Origin of the sequence: Devosia sp. FJ2-5-3 (genome assembly GCF_029201545.1) — a bacterium.
Classification (GTDB): Bacteria; Pseudomonadota; Alphaproteobacteria; order Rhizobiales; family Devosiaceae; genus Devosia.
In genome coordinates, this window is record NZ_CP104007.1 from 1,772,633 (window position 1) to 1,790,480 (window position 17,848).

Annotated in this window: 22 protein-coding genes; 12 read left to right on the top strand and 10 right to left on the bottom strand. The window is 62.7% G+C overall.

Annotated elements, in window-relative coordinates:
* Window positions 1-3: 3 nt before the first annotated feature.
* Both N0P34_RS08515 and N0P34_RS08520 read right to left on the bottom strand, forming a co-directional pair.
* Window positions 4-1,185, bottom strand: a complete 1,182-nt coding sequence (locus tag N0P34_RS08515; protein ID WP_275606587.1) for an FAD-dependent monooxygenase — start codon at window positions 1,183-1,185, stop codon at window positions 4-6.
* A gap of 9 nt (window positions 1,186-1,194) precedes the next feature.
* Window positions 1,195-1,440: a zinc-finger domain-containing protein gene (locus N0P34_RS08520; RefSeq protein WP_275606588.1), complete on the bottom strand. Its 246-nt coding sequence runs from the start codon at window positions 1,438-1,440 to the stop codon at window positions 1,195-1,197.
* 150 nt (window positions 1,441-1,590) lie between these two features.
* On the opposite strand from N0P34_RS08520, the gene N0P34_RS08525 reads away from it, so the two are divergent.
* From N0P34_RS08525 to N0P34_RS08535, 3 genes are all read left to right on the top strand, one after another.
* Window positions 1,591-2,361 carry an alpha/beta hydrolase gene (locus N0P34_RS08525; RefSeq protein WP_275606589.1) on the top strand — a complete coding sequence of 257 codons (771 nt, stop codon included), beginning with the start codon at window positions 1,591-1,593 and terminating at the stop codon, window positions 2,359-2,361.
* Between the two features lie 81 nt (window positions 2,362-2,442).
* Window positions 2,443-3,270 (top strand): serine O-acetyltransferase, encoded by an 828-nt coding sequence (gene cysE, locus N0P34_RS08530; RefSeq protein WP_275606590.1) that lies wholly within the window; start codon window positions 2,443-2,445, stop codon window positions 3,268-3,270.
* A gap of 113 nt (window positions 3,271-3,383) precedes the next feature.
* Window positions 3,384-3,602, top strand: a complete 219-nt coding sequence (locus tag N0P34_RS08535) for a DUF3126 family protein (protein WP_275606591.1) — start codon at window positions 3,384-3,386, stop codon at window positions 3,600-3,602.
* Window positions 3,603-3,649: 47 nt separating this feature from the next.
* Here N0P34_RS08535 and N0P34_RS08540 read toward each other — a convergent pair whose 3' ends face one another.
* Window positions 3,650-4,327 (bottom strand): hypothetical protein, encoded by a 678-nt coding sequence (locus N0P34_RS08540; protein ID WP_275606592.1) that lies wholly within the window; start codon window positions 4,325-4,327, stop codon window positions 3,650-3,652.
* A 120-nt stretch (window positions 4,328-4,447) separates the two neighbouring features.
* Here N0P34_RS08540 and N0P34_RS08545 point away from each other — a divergent pair, with 120 nt between their 5' ends.
* Window positions 4,448-4,768, top strand: a complete 321-nt coding sequence (locus N0P34_RS08545) for a hypothetical protein (protein WP_275606593.1) — start codon at window positions 4,448-4,450, stop codon at window positions 4,766-4,768.
* A gap of 110 nt (window positions 4,769-4,878) precedes the next feature.
* Here N0P34_RS08545 and N0P34_RS08550 read toward each other — a convergent pair whose 3' ends face one another.
* The 3 genes from N0P34_RS08550 to N0P34_RS08560 all read right to left on the bottom strand — a co-directional run bounded on the left by N0P34_RS08550 (window position 4,879) and on the right by N0P34_RS08560 (window position 7,082).
* The gene (locus N0P34_RS08550) at window positions 4,879-5,505 is read right to left on the bottom strand and encodes a transglutaminase-like cysteine peptidase (protein ID WP_275606594.1); all 627 of its coding nucleotides are present in this window, start codon (window positions 5,503-5,505) and stop codon (window positions 4,879-4,881) included.
* A gap of 185 nt (window positions 5,506-5,690) precedes the next feature.
* A complete protein-coding gene (locus N0P34_RS08555; RefSeq protein ID WP_275606595.1) occupies window positions 5,691-6,323 on the bottom strand; it encodes a PilZ domain-containing protein in 633 nt (210 codons plus the stop codon).
* 108 nt (window positions 6,324-6,431) lie between these two features.
* Window positions 6,432-7,082, bottom strand: coding sequence for a PAS domain-containing protein (locus tag N0P34_RS08560; protein ID WP_275606596.1), 651 nt, complete (start codon window positions 7,080-7,082; stop codon window positions 6,432-6,434).
* A gap of 191 nt (window positions 7,083-7,273) precedes the next feature.
* Here N0P34_RS08560 and N0P34_RS08565 point away from each other — a divergent pair, with 191 nt between their 5' ends.
* Window positions 7,274-8,023, top strand: coding sequence for a rhomboid family intramembrane serine protease (locus tag N0P34_RS08565; protein WP_275606597.1), 750 nt, complete (start codon window positions 7,274-7,276; stop codon window positions 8,021-8,023).
* Here N0P34_RS08565 and hisI read toward each other — a convergent pair.
* The 3 genes from hisI to folE all read right to left on the bottom strand — a co-directional run bounded on the left by hisI (window position 8,020) and on the right by folE (window position 10,170).
* Window positions 8,020-8,472 carry a phosphoribosyl-AMP cyclohydrolase gene (hisI, locus tag N0P34_RS08570; RefSeq protein WP_275606598.1) on the bottom strand — a complete coding sequence of 151 codons (453 nt, stop codon included), beginning with the start codon at window positions 8,470-8,472 and terminating at the stop codon, window positions 8,020-8,022. The genes N0P34_RS08565 and hisI overlap by 4 nt on opposite strands.
* A gap of 26 nt (window positions 8,473-8,498) precedes the next feature.
* Window positions 8,499-9,485 (bottom strand): magnesium/cobalt transporter CorA, encoded by a 987-nt coding sequence (corA, locus tag N0P34_RS08575; RefSeq protein WP_275606599.1) that lies wholly within the window; start codon window positions 9,483-9,485, stop codon window positions 8,499-8,501.
* Window positions 9,486-9,546: 61 nt separating this feature from the next.
* A complete protein-coding gene (folE, locus tag N0P34_RS08580; RefSeq protein WP_275606600.1) occupies window positions 9,547-10,170 on the bottom strand; it encodes a GTP cyclohydrolase I FolE in 624 nt (207 codons plus the stop codon).
* Window positions 10,171-10,324: 154 nt separating this feature from the next.
* On the opposite strand from folE, the gene N0P34_RS08585 reads away from it, so the two are divergent.
* From N0P34_RS08585 to N0P34_RS08615, 7 genes are all read left to right on the top strand, one after another.
* Complete coding sequence (locus tag N0P34_RS08585; RefSeq protein ID WP_275606601.1) at window positions 10,325-10,780, top strand: iron-sulfur cluster assembly scaffold protein; 456 nt, start codon at window positions 10,325-10,327, stop codon at window positions 10,778-10,780.
* Window positions 10,777-11,088, top strand: coding sequence for a membrane protein insertion efficiency factor YidD (gene yidD, locus N0P34_RS08590; protein WP_275606602.1), 312 nt, complete (start codon window positions 10,777-10,779; stop codon window positions 11,086-11,088). The genes N0P34_RS08585 and yidD overlap by 4 nt, the downstream gene beginning before the upstream one ends.
* 7 nt (window positions 11,089-11,095) lie before the next feature.
* Window positions 11,096-11,491, top strand: coding sequence for a GFA family protein (locus tag N0P34_RS08595; RefSeq protein WP_275606603.1), 396 nt, complete (start codon window positions 11,096-11,098; stop codon window positions 11,489-11,491).
* A 96-nt stretch (window positions 11,492-11,587) separates the two neighbouring features.
* Window positions 11,588-13,576, top strand: coding sequence for a threonine--tRNA ligase (gene thrS / locus N0P34_RS08600; RefSeq protein WP_275606604.1), 1,989 nt, complete (start codon window positions 11,588-11,590; stop codon window positions 13,574-13,576).
* The gene (locus N0P34_RS08605) at window positions 13,576-13,806 is read left to right on the top strand and encodes a hypothetical protein (RefSeq protein WP_275606605.1); all 231 of its coding nucleotides are present in this window, start codon (window positions 13,576-13,578) and stop codon (window positions 13,804-13,806) included. Before thrS ends, N0P34_RS08605 begins: the two co-directional genes overlap by 1 nt.
* A gap of 79 nt (window positions 13,807-13,885) precedes the next feature.
* Window positions 13,886-14,317 carry an alternative ribosome rescue aminoacyl-tRNA hydrolase ArfB gene (arfB, locus tag N0P34_RS08610; RefSeq protein ID WP_275606606.1) on the top strand — a complete coding sequence of 144 codons (432 nt, stop codon included), beginning with the start codon at window positions 13,886-13,888 and terminating at the stop codon, window positions 14,315-14,317.
* Window positions 14,318-14,338: 21 nt separating this feature from the next.
* Complete coding sequence (locus tag N0P34_RS08615) at window positions 14,339-15,718, top strand: phosphomannomutase (RefSeq protein WP_275606607.1); 1,380 nt, start codon at window positions 14,339-14,341, stop codon at window positions 15,716-15,718.
* 203 nt (window positions 15,719-15,921) lie between these two features.
* Here N0P34_RS08615 and N0P34_RS08620 read toward each other — a convergent pair whose 3' ends face one another.
* On the bottom strand, window positions 15,922-17,712 hold the full coding sequence (locus tag N0P34_RS08620) for a hypothetical protein (RefSeq protein WP_275606608.1): 1,791 nt from the start codon (window positions 17,710-17,712) through the stop codon (window positions 15,922-15,924).
* Window positions 17,713-17,848 lie beyond the last annotated feature (136 nt).

Genomic DNA, 17,848 nt, shown 5'->3' on the forward strand with positions numbered 1-17,848 from the left:
AAGTCACGAATGCGCAGGGCCTTCGCCCACATCGTGTCCGTAGATCCATCCCAGCCGGCGCAGATGCGCCCGCTTTCCCTGAAGTCGCATCACGGTGTTACGGGCCACAGAGAGCGGCCATGGCATGTGGAAAATGCGGCCATTGCTGGCCGAGAGCGCTGCAATTCGCGCGACGCGCTTCTGGCGCAGTGTGACATAACGGGCAAGCGCCGCCTCGGCGCTGTCGCTTTCCACAAGCAGTGGTGCCAGCACAGCGGCATCCTCTATCCCCATGGCGGCGCCCTGCGCTTGGAAGGGCACTATGGCATGGGCAGCGTCACCGACGAGGCCGATATTGCCCCTGTGCCAGGTTTCGGTGGCGACGGTGTGAAGCGGCCAGGGCATCCAGGATGCGCCCGCCGCCGCCATCAATGCGTCAATTGGCCCGCCGCGCGTCCGCAGTTTTGGAAAGGCCTGCGCCTTGTCGGCAGAGCCGGGCAGGAAAAGCGCGAGATTGACCTGCTGCCGGTGCGGCAGCGGATAGCAGACGAGGTGATGGCCGGGGCTGAAGAAGACGGAAACCCTGTCCATGGCGATCCGCCCGGCCACCGATTCGAACGGCACGAGCGTCCGCCAGGCCACGCGCCCGTCAAATCGGGCTGCCGGGCCGCCAAGGATCTGCTGGCGCGTCTGGGAGTGGACGCCATCGGCGCCGAGCAAGGCAAGCGCCCGCATGGTCTGGTTCTGGCCATTGGCCTGTTCGATGTCCACGGCCACGCCCCGCTCATCCGAGCGTGCGTCCCATTGGCGGATCCCGTAGAGGATATCGATATTGGCAAAGCGCCGCGTCGCCTTGTAGAGCGCCTCGGCTAGGTCAGCCCGGTGCATGACGGCATAAGGCGCGCCGAACCGCTCGCGCATGACCGGGCCAAGCTCAAGGCTGATCAGTGGTTTTTGTCCACCATTGGCATAAGTGTCGAGCGCGAGGGGCTCGAGGCTCGCCTGCGTAAGGGCCTCGCCCAGCCCCAGTCGGTCGAGAACCCGGCGCGCATTGGGGCTGATCTGCAAGCCGGCGCCGAACTCCTGCAGGCTGTCGGCGCGCTCCAGCACGGTGACATTGGCACCGAATTTGGCCAGCGCCAGCGCCAGGGTCAGGCCGGTAATGCCGGCGCCCGCTATGATATAATTACGGCCCGTGGCGGGCATGGTGCAAACTCAGGCGGCGCTGTCCGTGAAGACAGCGGCGGCAGGGTTCGCCTGTCCGCTGCCAAGCTCGGGCTTGTAGACGTACAGCGTCGAGCAATAGGAGCAGACGATTTCATCGTCCTTGCCCATGTCGAGATAAATGTGCGGATGATCGAACGGGGGCAGGGCGCCGACGCACTTGAATTCCTTCGAGCCGATCTCGATGCGGGCGAGGCCGGTGGAATTGTGGAAGTGAGGCGTGGAGCCGTGTGCCATGGTCAAACCTGTGGGGTCGGAATATCGCGCGGACCATACCCAAGCCTGCCGGGGAAGAAAAGGGGCGCAGGGTGCTTTCTCGTCACCGACACCCCCTCTGGCCCTCCGCTGCCAAGCCCGCTAAACACGGGGCCGCGAAAGGACCTGCCCATGCCCGTCTTTGAAACCAGTGGTCTCACCCTTGCCTATGAAATCGCCGGCGATGGGCCGCCTGTCCTCTGCATCCACGGCTTCGCCTCCAGCGGCAAGGTGAACTGGATCGACACCGGCTGGGTCGAGACACTGGTCGGCGCGGGCTACACGGCGATCACGCTGGACAATCGGGGTCACGGCGCCTCCGACAAGCCGCATGACCCCGACGCCTATTATCCCACCCAGATGGCGGAGGATGCGCTGGCGCTGCTCGATCATCTGGGCATCGAACGCGCAGCCTTGCTGGGCTATTCCATGGGCGCGCGCATTTCGGCGTTCCTCGCCTATGCCCATCCCGAGCGCGTCGTGGCGGCAATCTTCGGCGGCATGGGCATGAACCTCATCAATGGCCTCACCGACGGCAACGACATCATCGCCGGCCTGCGGGCCCCGGCGCTGGCCGATCTTACCCATCCCACCGCGCGCCAGTTCCGCATCTTTGCCGACCATACCGGTTCGGACCGCGAGGCCCTGGCTGCCTGCATGGAAACGTCCCGCCAGCCGATGGCCCGGGCCGACGTCCGTCGGATCGACGTGCCGGTGCTGGTGGCGGTGGGCGAGGCCGACGACATGGCCGGCCCGCCGGAGCAATTGGCCGAGCTGCTGCCTTCGGGCGAAGCGTTTGTAATCCCGCGCCGGGACCATATGCGGGCCACCGGCGATGCAAAATTCAAGGAAGCCGCCCTGGCGTTTCTCGCAAGAAATTTCTCTCCGGCATCAGGATCGTGAACCAATCCGTGTGCGAGGCCTTTGTCTTGTGCAAGAGAATGTCTTATATCGTCACTTCTCGATAGAGTGGAGACTGGCGCCATGAACAGCAATGCCAAGAAGACGTCGCATATCCAGGCGGTAGATCCCGTCTGGGAAGCTGTTCGTGCCGGCGCGCGTCAAATCCTCGACAGCGAGCCGCCGCTTGGCAATCTGGTCCTTTCCACCATTCTCAATCAGGAGAGTTTCGAAGACGCGCTCGCCCATCGTCTGGCGGCACGACTCGATCATGAGGATGTCTCGGCCGACATCATCCGGCAGTCCTTTGCCGAGGTGATCAAGGACAATCCGGTGATTGGCGAAGCGGCGCGCGCCGACCTCGCAGCAACCCTCGAGCGCGATCCCGCCTGTCACCGGGCAATTGAGCCCTTGCTCTATTTCAAGGGCTACCAGGCGATCCAGACCCACCGTTTCGCTCATGCGCTGTTCCGCGCCGGCCGCCGCGATTTTGCGCTCTATCTTCAGAGCCGATCGAGCCAGGTGTTTCAGGTGGATATCAATCCGGCCGTTCCGATGGGGCGCGGAATCATGCTCGATCACGGCACGGGCCTCGTTATCGGCGAGACCGCGGTGGTGGGCGACAATGTCTCCATGCTGCAGAATGTGACGCTGGGCGGCACGGGCAAGTCGGACCAGGATCGTCACCCCAAGATCGGCAATGGCGTGCTTATCGGTGCCGGTGCCAAGGTGCTGGGCAATATCATCGTGGGGGATTGCTCCCGCATCGGTGCGGGCTCGGTCGTGCTCAAGGAAGTACCCCCGCGCACCACCGTGGCCGGTGTTCCGGCAAAGGTAATCGGGGAGGCCGGTTGTGCACAGCCGGCCCTCGTCATGGACCAGATGGTCCTAGTGCACGACAGGAACGGTTGAGGTCGAGGCAAGGGCCGCGCCGGGTTTGTTACCGATAAAATGGCCGGGCCGGGGGTTGTCAGAGCTTGGCCAGCCACTAGATTGCCGGCCAACATCAACGTCAGGACCCCATCGTGAACCATCCCGAGATCATCAAGCTGCAGACCTTCCTGCAGCGCACTTTCAACAACAAGAACATCGACGTCCGCCCGCGCGCCAAGCTCAACGATTCCGTCGAGGTCTTCATCGGTGATGAGTCGATCGGCCTGATCCATGTGGACGACGAAGACGGCGACAAATCCTACATGTTCTCCATGTCGATCCTGGATATCGACCTCGAAGACCTGGGCTGAGCCATTCGTGGCGGTGTGCGCGATAGCGTCACCGCCTCGCTGCGCTATCAGAGCGCCCCGATCGTTTCGAGGCGCTGCGCCATGGCGGCATCAAAATCCCGCCAGCCCGGCAGGGCCGCGGCATCAAACCCGTAAATAGCGGCGAGACCAGAGCCGAGCTGCACCGTACGCAGGCAGCGCTTGGGCTTGTCCGCCTCGACCGGGTCTGCACATTTGGCGACGAACGGATTGGGCGACAGGGCGTCGTACCAGACCGTCTCTCCGACATAGCCGGCGCCATATTTCAGCGGCTTGCCGACCAGCCCGGCTACGCCGCTCACTATCCCCTCATCGAACTGATGCAGATAGACGGCGTCGAGCAGTACGCTGCTGGCCCGTGCGCGGCTGCGTGGCAGCAGCGTCACCGTTACCGTTACCGGCACCGGCGCATCGAGACTGGGCAGGATGACCGACATCTCGAGATCGACCTGATTGACGAAGCCCGGGCGCATCTGTTCGCCGTATCGGAACCAGCTTTCGGGGATCGCGAGATCGCGCCCGCCTATGGTCTGGGTAATAGTCTCGTCGCTTCCCGCATCGGTGGCGGTGCCATCGCGCCCTGCCATATCCACCATATAGGCAAACCCTACCGCCATCATCAGCACGATGATGGCGATGCCGCTGAGGTTATAGGCGATGTGGCCGGCGCCGGAATTTGACGCGGCGGGCAGGGGCGATGCGGGCATGGCCGTAAATTAACCAAGTTTGCTGCCGGGAGATGACAGTTCATAGGAGCGGCAATATGGTTACCAAATCGTTAAATGCGCGATCCGTGTTGGGTCGACGTCACGCGGGGATGGCAGGGGATGACGCGCGAACTGTTGCTGGCAGGTTTTATCATGTGCGTTGGCCTCTCGGTGGCCGGTGCCGGCACGCATCTCTATCAATGGCTGGCGCGCCAGGAGGCGATGCTGCGCATGGACGGGCGGACAGCTCTCGGCGCTGCCGGACATCTGGTGATGAGCGTCATCTGCGGGCCCTACATCATGCTGCAGATGGGGTGGCGGCAGGAGAGCGGGGGGACCATCTCGATGAGTTCGGCCCTTATTTCCGCGGTCGTCGCCTTCGGCTGGGCTTTCGTGACCGGCCTCTTTTTCATGAGCGTCTATCTGGCCGTCCGGCTCTAGGCGCAGTATCCGCCCTTTAAAAACAACAAAGCCGGCAGCGCATTGGCGAGCGCTGACGGCTTCGTTCTTCAGGCCCCTATCAGGGTAGTTGGGGCGGAGCCCGGAAACTCTTATTGCGTTGCGGCGACCGCCACGCTGCGCTCGTCGACCATGTCCACCCACTGGCCGGCGCTGGCCTGGGACTGGCGCTTGAGAAATTTGTAGGGCGTCTCGTTCCAGACGCGGATCAGGCTTTCCTGGTTGTCCAGCACCAGATCGCCGCGATCGGTGCGCGCGATCAAGACCGCGTGGCCGCTGCCATCCTGCTGGCGGACGACCGCGATCATCAGCGTGCTGGGATGCCAGCCGGCCTCGATCAGGGCCCGTCGCTTGGCGAGCGCATAGTCTTCGCAATCGCCGTAGCCGCTGGTTGGGTAGGTCCAGAATTCCTCGACCTGGTAGAGGTCCTTGTCCGTGGCCGGAATGATGGTCTGGTTGAAATGGGCGTTGACCGAAACCAGCTGCTGCCAATTGGCATCCGACAGCGTCATGGCCGGCACGATCTCGTTGTAGCTCTGGCACTCGCCGGGGCGGGCGCGGCAGAACTCGAGATGCCCGACGGGAATAGAGGTGTTGCCGCTCGCAACCTGGACATAGGCGATATTGGTGAAGTCCATCGCCATCGCCGCCGGCGCGCTGGCCATGAGGCCGAGCCCTGCGATCGCTGTGGCCAGAAGGCCGGTGAATTTGAATGCCATTGGGTAGTCTCCCTGATGGAGACCACGCTAGGGGGGCCGACTTGCCCCGGAAGAAAAACTGTCATGGAGTTTTTATACGTGTTTTATACGGTGCGCTAAGGGCACGTTTACCATGCCCCGCCGGCCATGAAAAAAGCCCCGGACGCTGGGCGTCCGAGGCTCTCAAAACTCTGGGATCGAGATGCTCAGTGCATGCGCAGATTCTGCTGCACCACATTGAGCATTTCCTGGGCGGAGGCGAATTCGACGGCCACCCCGTTCTGGAAATGGCGCACGACGCGGGCGCGCATGCGGCCGATGGTGATCGGGGTCCCCATGGCCGGGCGCACATCGAGTTCGATGGCCGCACCGGAGAGCGAAATGTCGATGATCTTGCAATTGTAGCGGCGGCCATCGTCCAGCACGACGCTGGAATGGCGGATGTCCGGCACCACGCGCTCATGCCGCCGGTCTTCGGGCAGGTTGAGCAGATCCTTGTTGGCCAGCCAGGTGAGTTGGGCGGCCATCTTGTCGCGCTTGCGCGGCGAGGCGGCGATATCCATGCGGAAGCCGCCATCCACCTGCTTGAGGATTGTGCCCTCGATGCGCCCCAGATGATCGAGATAGGCGATGATGCGTTCGCCATCGACACCGGCAACCGGTGCGATCACCACGGCGTCGCCGGGGGACATCTCCAGCACCTGGCAGGGGAATTCTCTGCGGTCCGCCAGCATGTAGCGACCGAGAATGGACACTTTCACGCGTTGAAAGCGGCCCTCCGCCGCTCGCGGACGAGCGGACGGCGCAAAGAGCGGTGATGGAATATCGTCACTAAGCATGCGCAACCGGTTTCAGTCTCGGGGAAGTTCCGCAAGACAGGCTATTCGGTCTTGGTTAACGCATGGTATCGGCTCGCCTGGGTCCGGTGGGTCCGGCGAGCCTTCGGATCAGTTGCGGCCGCCGTCGATGACGGCGAGATGCGCATAGCGGCGCGCTGTGCGGCCGAACACGGTAGTGGGCATGCCATTGGACGGCGCGGAGGGGGCGAAGGAGACATCGTTGACGACGTGGCTGACGGCCTCGCGGAAGTGATCCTGTTCCTCGGCCATGTCATCCGGCCAAATCAGACGCAGGCCGGTGATGCGCTGCTCGACGACAGGCTGCACGCCCAGCCAGTAGGGCTCGTCGATGGCCGTCATGGCGCCCAGGATACGCGTATGGGTCGAGCCGTTATGGCGCAGCGGCATGAGGATGGTTTCGAAGGTCACCTTGGTGTGCAGGGCCGTCGAGCCCTGGAAGGTGACGAGCGCCACGGCATGATCTTCGGTCACGGCGCGGACAAGCGTTTCCATCGCGTCATTGTCCCGGTCGTGCCAGAGCCCGGAAAACGAGCGTCCCTTGAGCTCCCGGCAATAGGAGGTGCACAGATGCGACCCGGCCAGGCGGAACGAGAATTTATCGCTTTCATCCAGTTCGAGGATGAAAGTATTCGCCAGCGCTTCGCGGATACGGGTAGGGTCGATATCCTTGCGGTCGGGAGCACTCCGGGCCCCTCGAATCGAGTTCCAGTAGTTATAGAGCGTTGTGGTGCTCGTCATCTGCATCGTAAGGACCCGCTAAGCATAGACGGCCGACGCGCTCCCCCTTGGAACGCTGCGCCGCGAATCCCAGAATGGCAAAATGGCGGGCCGATTTCCCGCTTAAACATTAATTAAGGTTAACGCCGGTGTCCCAAATGTGGATAAGGCGAAACAGTGCGGTAATGTGCCGGCGTGAAAGGACCAACCCGATGACAGAACCAGGTCAAGGCCCCGTGGACAGGCCTTCTCCGGTACGCGAGCCGATCTTTCTTCTACCTGGCTCGATTACGGCTCTGGTGGGTGTGCTGGTCGCTGTTCACCTGGCGTCAACCATTGCGCTTAACCCCCAGGGTCTGGCGGATTTCTACGTCTGGTTCGCCTACCAGCCATTGCGTATCCTTCTGGCACAGCAGGATCCGAGCGTCCTCGTGCCGCTGTTGTGGACGCCGTTTTCCCATGCCTTCCTTCACGGCGGCTGGGACCATCTGCTCATCAACGTCGCCTGGCTGGTCATTTTTGCCACGCCCGTGGCGCGCCGCTACGGGGCAGGGCCCATGCTGGCGATCTTCCTGCTCTCGGCGGCCGCCGGGGCGCTCGCCTTCACCCTGACCTCGCTTTACGACGGCGTTTTTCTGATCGGGGCGTCCGGTGGTGTCGCCGGACTGACGGGGGCGGCCATCCGCTTCATCTTCCAGCCGCTCCTGGTCACGCGCCATCCCGAAACCGGAGAGAAAATCGTCCTCGGACGGCGTCTCGCCAGCATCGGAGAGGTTTTTGCCAATCCGTCTTCGCGATTCTTCACGCTGATCTGGCTGGTGCTCAATGCCGCCGTGCCATTGGCACCGCTGTTGATGGGAACGAGCCTCGGCATTGCCTGGCAGGCGCATCTGGGCGGCTTTGTCGCCGGCTTCTTCCTGGTCGCCCTGTTCGAGCGCCGCGCCCGCCGGCAAATGGCCTAGCGGCCGTAAACAGCCTTGGGATCGAACAGCAGGGGCAGGCCGGTGTCTTGCAGGCCGGCCTTGCCCTCTTCCAGGGTCACGCGGCGGTAAAAGCAGCTCTTGCGGCCGGTATGGCAGGCCGCGCCGCGCCCGGTCTGTCGCACGCTCATGACGAGGCAATCCTGGTCGCAGTCGGTGCGAAGCTCGACCACCTGTTGCAATTCGCCCGACGTTTCGCCCTTCTTCCACAAGGACTGGCGCGAGCGCGACCAATAGTGCGCGATGCCTGTCTCGAGCGTCAGCGCCAGGGCCTCGGCGTTCATGTGGGCGACCATCAGCACGTCATTGCTGTCGGCCTCGATGGTCACCACGGTGATCAGCCCCTTGTCGTCGAAACGGGGCGCGAAGACTTCCCCTGCCTCGAGTGCCTGGTGGTCCAGTCCCGCCGGGTCTGCGAACATGATCGTCATTCTGGGTCTTTCCTGTGCGCGGGCTTTCAGAGCCAGCCCTTGCGCTTGAAGAACAGATAGGGAAGCACTGCGAACAGCACCATCAGGCCGATGGCGAAGGGATAACCCAGCACCCAGTCGAGTTCGGGCATGACGGTAAAGTTCATGCCATAGATAGAGGCCACCAGGGTCGGCGGCAGGAACACCACGGCGGCGACAGAGAAGATCTTGATGATCTGGTTCTGCTCGAGGCTGATCAGTCCCAGCGTCGCATCGAGCAGGAAGTTCACCCGGCCGTTCAGCCCCCGGGCATGCTCGACCAGGGATGTGGCGTCACGCTGGATTACCTTGAGCCAGGTCCGGCTCTCCTTGCTGGCCTCGCTCTTGCGGGCCCCCGCGTCGGCGGCCGTATGATAGGCCGTGACCCGGCCTATGCTCACAAGGCTTTCCTGCACCAGGTTGAGCACTTCCGCCTTGCGGCCGATGCGTTCGATCAGCACCTGCAGTTCATGCGCTTTCTTGTTCGCCTTGCGGGCCTTGTTGCGGAAGGCCTCGCGGGAAATAGTGTCGATCTCCGTCCCAACCTGCTCCAACGCGTCGGCCAGGCGATCGACGAGCGCTTCGAGCAGCCCGACCATGACTTCCTCGCCATTGCCAGAGGGTACGTCCCTCAGCTTTGAGGCGCGCATCGTGTAGGTCTTGAAGGGCCTGGGCTCGCACCAGCGCACGGTCACCAGCACGCCTGCCTTGAGAATGAAGGTCACCGGCATCTTGCCGGGATCGTCCGTGTCGAGGTCGGTGAGCGCCGTCACCGTCAGGAATTCGCCGCCATCCTCGAGATAGAGGCGCGAGGACAGCTCGATCTCGGCGACGTCGTGCTGCGAGGGTACGCTGATCTTGAGAGCTGCCTCGACGGCCCCGTTCTCCTCAGGCGTGGGATTGAGGAGATCGACCCAGACAAGATTGGGCAGATCGTCCGCGGCGAAGTCCCGGCGCACGAGGAGTTTGTCGACTGAAGCATAGGCTGTGAGCATGGGCGTCTCCGCCGTTAAGAGCGACCCATCTTAGCTGCTCTGGTGAGTAGAAACTGGCGCGTCAGCGCCGGTTGATCATGGCGAAGAAGCGGTCCTGCTCCACCCGATCTTCGGCGAACACACCGGTAAAGCGGTGCGTGATGGTCATCACGTCATGGGCCTTCACCCCGCGCATGGTCATGCACATGTGTTCGGCTTCGAGCATGACGGCGGCGCCGCGCGGTCCGAGGCTATCGTTGATGGCGTCGATGATCTGCGCCGTCATGGTTTCCTGGGTCTGGAGGCGCCGGGCAAAAACGTCGACCAGGCGGGCCAGCTTGGACAACCCGACTACCCCGTCATGCGGCAGATAGGCGATGTGCGCCTTGCCGTAGAAGGGCACCATGTGGTGCTCGCAATGGGCATAGAAGGGAATGTCGCGCACGAAGACGATGTCGTCATAGCCGCCGACTTCCTTGAAAGTCTTGGCCAGCACCGTCTTGGCGTCCTGCTTATAGCCGCCGAACAGCTCGCCATAGGCCTTGGTGACCCGGGCAGGGGTCTCCAGCAGGCCTTCGCGGGTCGGGTCGTCGCCCGCCCAGGCAATGAGCGTGCGAACGGCCGCTTCGGCCTCTTCGCGCGTCGGACGGCGTGCAGCTTCCTCGCTCATGGGCACAGCGGAAAATGGCTCGGCGCGGACATCCATCTGGCAGGCTCCTAGGGGCGTTGCGATCCAAACTCTTTACGCAGGCGGGACCGATCTGGACCAGTCGAGCAGATTGATTTCCGTGACGCTCTGCTGGCGACACCCTATATAGAAGTCTAGGACGATAGGAACAAGGAACAGATTTTTTTCGATCATGTCTCTGAGCGATCTCTATTCCGACCGGATTCTCGAACTGGCGGGCAATGCGCCACAGCCGGGTCGCCTCATCGCGCCAGATGCCAGCGCGCGCAAGGTTAGCCGGGTTTGCGGCTCGATGATCGAGGTCGATGTCGTCGTCGAAAATGGCGTCATCACCGCCTATGGCCATGATCTGTCCGCCTGTGCGCTGGGCCAGACCAGCGCCGCCATCGTTGCAGAACAGATTGTCGGTACGCCGGTGGCAGACTTCCGAGCCCTGCGCGATACCATGCATGCCATGCTCAAGGCCGATGGTGCGCCGCCGGAAGGCAAGTGGCGTGATTTGCGGTACCTCGAGCCCGTGCGCGATTTTCCGGCGCGTCACACCTCCACGCTCCTCGTCTTTGACGCTGTGGTTGAGGCGCTGGGAAAACTCGAATCGAGTCAGTCGCTTGGTGCATCCGGTTCATGAAGAGAATCATCGCAGCGTTCTGGCAGGCGGTCGATTTCCCCTTCAAGCTGGCCGCAATTTTCCTGATCACGCTCTACCGCTATACCCTCTCAGCCTTTGTCGGACGAACCTGCCGACACTTGCCGACCTGCTCTGAATATACCCGCGATTCCATCTGGCGTTTCGGGTTCTGGCCGGGCGGCTGGATGGGGCTGGCGCGGTTTTGGCGCTGTCGCCCCGGTGGCACCCATGGGTACGATCCGGTGCCGATCGAATTGCCCGAAACAGGCCGTTGGTATCATCCATGGCTCTATGGGCGCTGGAGGTAAGCAAGAAATGCTGAGAGGAAGTTGTCTTTGCGGGGCGGTAGGCTACGAGGTCGAAGACGCCTTTACGGCCGCCTTTTATTGCCATTGCTCAAACTGCCGGCGAGCCACCGGTTCGGCCTTCAAGCCTATGGGCGCCATCCCCTTCGACCGCATCCGCATCGTCACCGGCGAGGCCGATCTCCTGCTTTATGGCGATCCGGAGGGGAGCCGCGATTTCCACTGCGGCAAGTGTGGATCGCTTCTCTATTCCTTCATTGCGGGCAACGGAAACGGCCATGTCACCATGGGCACCCTGATCGACCCGCCCTCGGTCCGCCCTTCGTTTCACATCTTCGTCGGCTCCAAGGCGCCCTGGTACGAGATCAATGACGATTTGCCACAGTTCCCCGAACTGCCGACATGATTGGCAAGTAAAGGCTGGAAATCCCGGCAATTCGTGGTAATCCGTCCACCTCGCGCCCATTCGGAAAGCGCGACAACCCTTTTCTGGAGATCAAAAATGTCAATCAAGGTGACGTTCCCCGATGGTGCAGTGCGCGAATTTCCGCGTGGCACTACCGGCACCGCCATCGTTGATGGCATTTCCAAGAGCCTGGCCAAGAAGACTGTGGCCATGCGCTGGAACGGTGTCCTCTCCGATCTCTCGGACTCGCTCGAAGCCGACGGCAAGCTCGAATTCGTCACGCGCGATTCAGGCTCCAAGGATGCGCTTGAGCTTATCCGCCATGACGCCGCCCACGTTCTCGCCGAGGCCGTGCAGGAGCTCTGGCCCGATACGCAGGTGACCATCGGTCCCGTGATCGAAAACGGCTTCTATTACGATTTCTATCGTCCGGCCGGCCCCTTCACCGAGGATGAGCTGCGCGTCATTGAAAAGAAGATGAGCGAGATCATCGAGCGCGGCGCTGCCTTCACCAAGGAAGTGTGGACGCGCGACCAGGCCAAGGACTTCTTCCGCGCCAAGGGCGAGGAGTTCAAGGTCGAGCTCGTCGACGCCATCCCGGCCGACCAGTCGCTCAAGATGTACAAGCAGGGTCAGTGGATCGACCTCTGCCGCGGCCCGCACATGCGCTCCGTCAAGGATGTCGGTCAGGCCTTCAAGCTGACCAAGGTTGCCGGTGCCTATTGGCGCGGCGACAGCAATCGCGAAGTGCTATCCCGCATCTACGGCACCGCCTTTGCGACAAGGGAAGAGCTCGAAGCCTATCTGACGATGGTTGAAGAGGCCGAAAAGCGCGACCACCGCAAGATCGGTCGCGACCTCGATCTCTTCCACTTCCAGGAGGAAGCGCAGGGCTCGGTGTTCTGGCATCCGCGCGGCTTCGTCATCTACAACCAGATGGAAGCCTATATCCGCCGCCGCCTCAACTCGTCCGGCTATGTCGAGGTCAAGACGCCGCAGCTGATGCACGCCAAATTCTGGGAGCAGTCCGGCCACTGGGGCAAGTACCGCGAGAACATGTTCGTGGTGCCCGACCAGGTGCCGAACACGGAAGATGACGCGCCGATCTTTGAGTCGGGCGCCGACCTTCTCGCGCTCAAGCCGATGAACTGCCCGGCGCACGTGCAGATCTTCAACCAGGGTATCAAGTCCTACCGCGATCTGCCTCTGCGCATGGCCGAATTCGGTTGCTGCCACCGCAACGAGGCCCATGGCGCGCTCCATGGCCTGATGCGCGTGCGCCAGATGACCCAGGACGACGCGCATATCTTCTGCCGCGAAGACCAGATCCAGTCCGAGACCGAGCATTTCGTGCATCTGCTCTATTCGGTCTATGGCCATCTCGGCTTCGAAAACGTCGTCATCAAGCTCGCCACGCGCCCCGAAAAATTCGGTGGCACGATCGAGCGCTGGGATGCCGCCGAAAAGGCCCTGGGCGACGCGCTCCGTGCCACTGGCTATGATTTCGAGATCGCCGAAGGCGAGGGCGCCTTCTACGCGCCAAAACTCGAATTCCACCTCAAGGACGCCATCGGCCGGTCCTGGCAGGTCGGCACGCTGCAGCTCGACTATGTCCTGCCCGAGCGCCTCAACGCCACCTATGTGGCCGAGGACGGTTCGCGCCAATACGCCGTCATGCTGCACCGCGCGATCCTCGGTTCGCTCGAGCGGTTCATCGGCATCCTGATCGAGAACCACGCTGGCAAGATGCCGATGTGGCTGGCCCCGACCCAGGTCGTTGTCGCCACTATCGTCTCGGAAGCCGATGGCTATGCGCAGAAGCTCGTCGACCAGATGCGCGCCGCCGGTATCCGTGCCGAGATCGACACGCGCAACGAGAAGATCAACTACAAGGTCCGCGAACACTCTGTGCAGAAGGTCCCGCTGATGTTCGTCATCGGCAAGCGTGAAGCCGAAGAGGGCACCGTGTCGGTGCGTCGTCTCGGCACTGAAGGTCAGAAGGTCATGCCGGCGATGGAAGCCATCGTCGCGCTGATGGCCGAAGGCACCCCGCCGGACCTCAAGAAGACGGCCGAGGCTGCCTGATGCCGCAGCGTCCGTCCAATCGCGAGATGAAGGCCCTCTTCCATATGGGAGAGGACAAGGCTCTCGGCCCGGATGACTTCAAGGATATCGGCGAAAAGACTTTTGCCGGCATGCTCAAGAAGAAATGGGTCGAAGAGGCCGAAGGCCAGCCCGGAAAATACCGGACGACCGAAAAGGGCCGCATCATCCACGACGAGCAAGTCTATTTCACCGGACGCTGGAAGCGCTGACGGAACAGGTGCACTGACAGCGCCAGGAACTCGAACGGTTCCTCCCCCTTTTTCAGGGGGAGGTTAGGAGGGGGTGTTGATGGCCGAACCAATCATGATCACCCGCTTCGTTTCCATCGATCCCTCCGAGATCGAAGAAACATTCGTCCGGGGCTCGGGGCCGGGCGGGCAGAACGTCAACAAGGTCGCAAGCGCGGTGCAACTGCGCTTCGATCTCGCCAATTCCCCCAGTCTGTCCGAGCCGATGAAGCGGCGCGTCGCGGCGCTTGCCGGCAGCCGCCTGACCAAGGATGGCGTCATCGTCATCACGTCGAACTCCCATCGCGACCAACCGCTCAATCGGGCCGAGGCACAGGCGCGGCTCGTGGCGCTTCTGCGCGAGGGCGCACACCCGCCCAAGCCGCGCATTGCCACGCGCCCGACGCTCGCCTCAAAAAAGCGCCGGCTCGAGGGCAAGACCATTCGTTCCGGCGTCAAGCGCCTGCGCGGCGCCCCGGGCACCGAAGACTGATCATTCCAGAAGGGCCACACCATGAGTCTCAAATTCGGCACCAGCGGCGTCCGCGGCCTCGTCACCGAACTGCGGGGCCAGCCGGCCCGCCGCTATGTCGCCGCCTTCCTCCGCCACCTCCAGGCCTCGGGGCAGATGCAGGCGGGACGCGTGCTCGTCGGCTATGATCTGCGCTCCTCTAGCCCCGATATCGCGCGCGACTGCCTCACCGCCATTGCCGCTGCCGGCTTCACCCCGATCGATTGCGGCGCGGTGGCGACGCCGGCCCTTGCCCTGCGCGCGCTGGACACCAGGGCGGCCGCGGTGATGATCACCGGCAGCCACATCCCTGCCGACCGGAACGGCCTCAAATTCTATACGCCCGACGGCGAAATCAGTAAGGCCGACGAGCAAGGCATTCTCGCCCAGATATCCGACGCCGATATTGCCGAAAACGCCGTCTCCGCCGAGGACGAATTCGCCGTCACCCAAGCGGCCTATCTCAATCGCTGCGTTGCGCTCCTTCCCGAAAATGCCCTCAAGGGGCTGCGCATCGGCGTCTTCGAGCATTCCACCGTCTCGCGCGATCTTCTGGGTCAGGTGCTGCGTGCCCTCGGCGCCGAAACAGTTTCGCTGGGCCGCAGCGATCTGTTCGTGCCGGTCGATACCGAGGCCTTTTCCGACGCGGTGTTTGCCCCGCTCAAGGGCTGGATCACCGAGCACCAGCTCGACGCCATCGTCTCTGCCGACGGTGATGCCGACCGGCCCCTTCTCATGGACGGGGAAGGCAATTTCGTGCGCGGCGATGCGCTGGGCCTGCTTGCGGCGCGCTTCCTCGGCGCCCGCACGGTCGTGACGCCCGTCACCTCAAATTCCGCCATCGAGCGCACCGGCTTCTTTGCCGCCGTTATCCGCACCCGCGTCGGCTCGCCCTTCGTGGTCGCAGGCATGGAAGCGGCGGGCGATAAGGTGGTCGGTTTTGAAGCCAATGGCGGCACTTTTGTCGGCCCCGGTTTCGAGCTCAGCCCACTGCCTACCCGCGACGCCATCCTGCCACTGCTCGCCGCCCTTGGCCTTGCGCAGCAGCAGCAGATTTCAATCGCCCAGCTGGTCCGAAACCTGCCGCTCCAGATTGCGGTGGCGGATCGCCTGCAAGAGGTTCCCAGCGAGCGCAGCGCCGAATTCCTTTCGCGTCTCGAGATCGATCCGGCCTACGCCAGCGCCATCTTCGGGCCAAACGCCATTTCTGGCGTGAACGCCATCGACGGGCTGCAATTCCACCTCGCGAGCGGCGAAACCGTCCACTTCCGCGCCTCCGGCAACGCCCCCGAACTGCGCTGCTATGTCGAGGCCGGCACACCGGAAAAGGCAACGAGCCTGCTCGGCTGGGCCATGGACGTGCTGAAAAAGGCGGTCCGCTGACCCAAGTCGTCGGCGGGGCCACCCCCACCCAACCTCCCCCTGATAGGGGGAGGAGCAGATAGTGGCTCTCGTTTCCGCCACACCACCAGCCCAATCCTTCCCCCTATCAGGGGGAGGTTAGGAGGGGGTACCCACAAGCACCGCCACCTCCAAAAAAAGAGGGCGCCTCGGCGCCCCCTTCAACAACTGGGTCTCGCAAGGCCTCACTTGGCCGAGGCGTCGATATTGACCTTGCCCAGCAGGGTGGTCGGGTCGTCTTCAGCCATCATGAAGTCTTCGAGGCTAAGGCCGGGATCGTCCTTGGCTTCGACACTGATGTTGAGCGATTTGGCTTTTCCGGCGATGAAGCTGCTGAGCGCGGACCCCAGCTTGGCGGCGTCGGCGACGCCCGCCATCATGCCGACGACGGTGCCTTCGGCCAGCCCCGCAAAGACGGGACGCAGCGTCTTCGGATCGACCTTCTGCTCGGCGCTCACCACGGCGAGGACAATGTCCGAGAGGCCGGAATCGACGACGTCGACGCTGAGCGCCTTGACTGCCATGCCCATGCCCGCCGTCATCGCCTCATCCATGTCGAGCGAGAACAAGGCCTCGGTGGCGTTGGCAATGGTTCCCTTGAGCGCGACCGATGCCAGATCGACGCCCGACATCGAGACTTCCTCGACATCGATTGTGTTGGTGTCCGCGTTCCAGGCCGCAGCGATGCGGAAGCCGGCATCGATCGTCGTGATCCCCAGCGCCAGCAATTGCTGGACCTGCTCGTCTTCGGAATCTTCCGGCAGGTCGACGCGGAGGCCCCGTGCCCAGGTGTCGAGCGCGGAGGGGATGCCATTGAGATATTGACCGAGGCTCAGGTCGAATTCGGCGACATCGGCAATGATGCGCTCGCCTTCATTGTCCTGGTCCTCGATATCCATCGAGAGGCCGCTGAACGAGAACCCTTCAAAGGCCGGGATGAGACCGCGCCCATTGGCTTCGAACCAGCTTTCCTCGACCAGTTCGGGAGCTGCCTCGAGAGTGGCGATAACACTGCTGAGATCGAACTGCTTGAGCGTGAAATTCTCCAGCGCCATGGTGCCGTCATCGGCCACGATGCTCAGCCCGTCGAAGGACAGCTGGGGATAGATGCCCGGCGACATGCCCGCCATGGTGATGCCGGCCACCGAAATCGCCAGCGCCTCACCTTCATCGGTGGTGCCGGCGCAATCGAGGCCGTCGAATGTGAATTCGGAGCTTTCGAAGGCAGTCAGGAGGTCGGCATACATCCGCACAAACTTGCCGAGAAGCTCGGGGCTGATATCTTCCGGATTGTCTTCCATGCTCTGGGCGATGGAGATGATCTCGACAAAGGATGTCTCGAACGGACGGCCGCGGACTTCGCCACCGCTGATCGCACCGATATCACAGCTGAATTCGTCCGAGGAGAACGAGCCGCCTCCCACAAGGAAGTCGGTGTAAAGCGTCTGCATTTCGCGCGAAGCGCCGGCGTCGACCAGACCGTAAATGCCCAAAATGGCCGCGAGATTGACGTTTTCCGCCGAAATCGTGCCCATGTCGGCATTCCCTTCAGGCGTCGCAAAACTGGACCCGTTGAGGCGCATCGATGTGGCAACACCATCCGAAACATCTTCCAGCACCAGATTGCTGAGTGTCAGCGTGCCGCGTTCGGTCTCGCCATCGACTTCGACATCGAGCGTCACCGTGATTTCGGGAATGGTGATGCTGGTTGCGTCCAGCTCGGCCAGGGCAGCCGCGTTACCGGCGAGATTGCCGCTCAGTATATCGGTGATGGTGGCTTCGTCCATGCTGGACTGGACCGCCTCCACGCTGGGAATGGTGACCACATAGTCTACCGACGACGCACTGGCCTCTGCGGCTGGTGTCTTGTTTTTCACCTTCTGGGCCAGGGCCGGCGTCGCCGGCAGGGCAACGCTGGCAAGGCAGGCAGCCGCAAGGGCTGCCAGGCTGCGCTTCTTGGTCACGCTCAAGGACATATCTCGCTCCCTATGGTCAACCGGCCAGACTGGTGCATGGCCAGAATCTCTCGATTTCCAGGATTATCCGGCAAATAGATGACAGGCAAATGGGATGCGAGAGGCCGCGGCACAAGCGACCCCTGGCGTGTTTTGC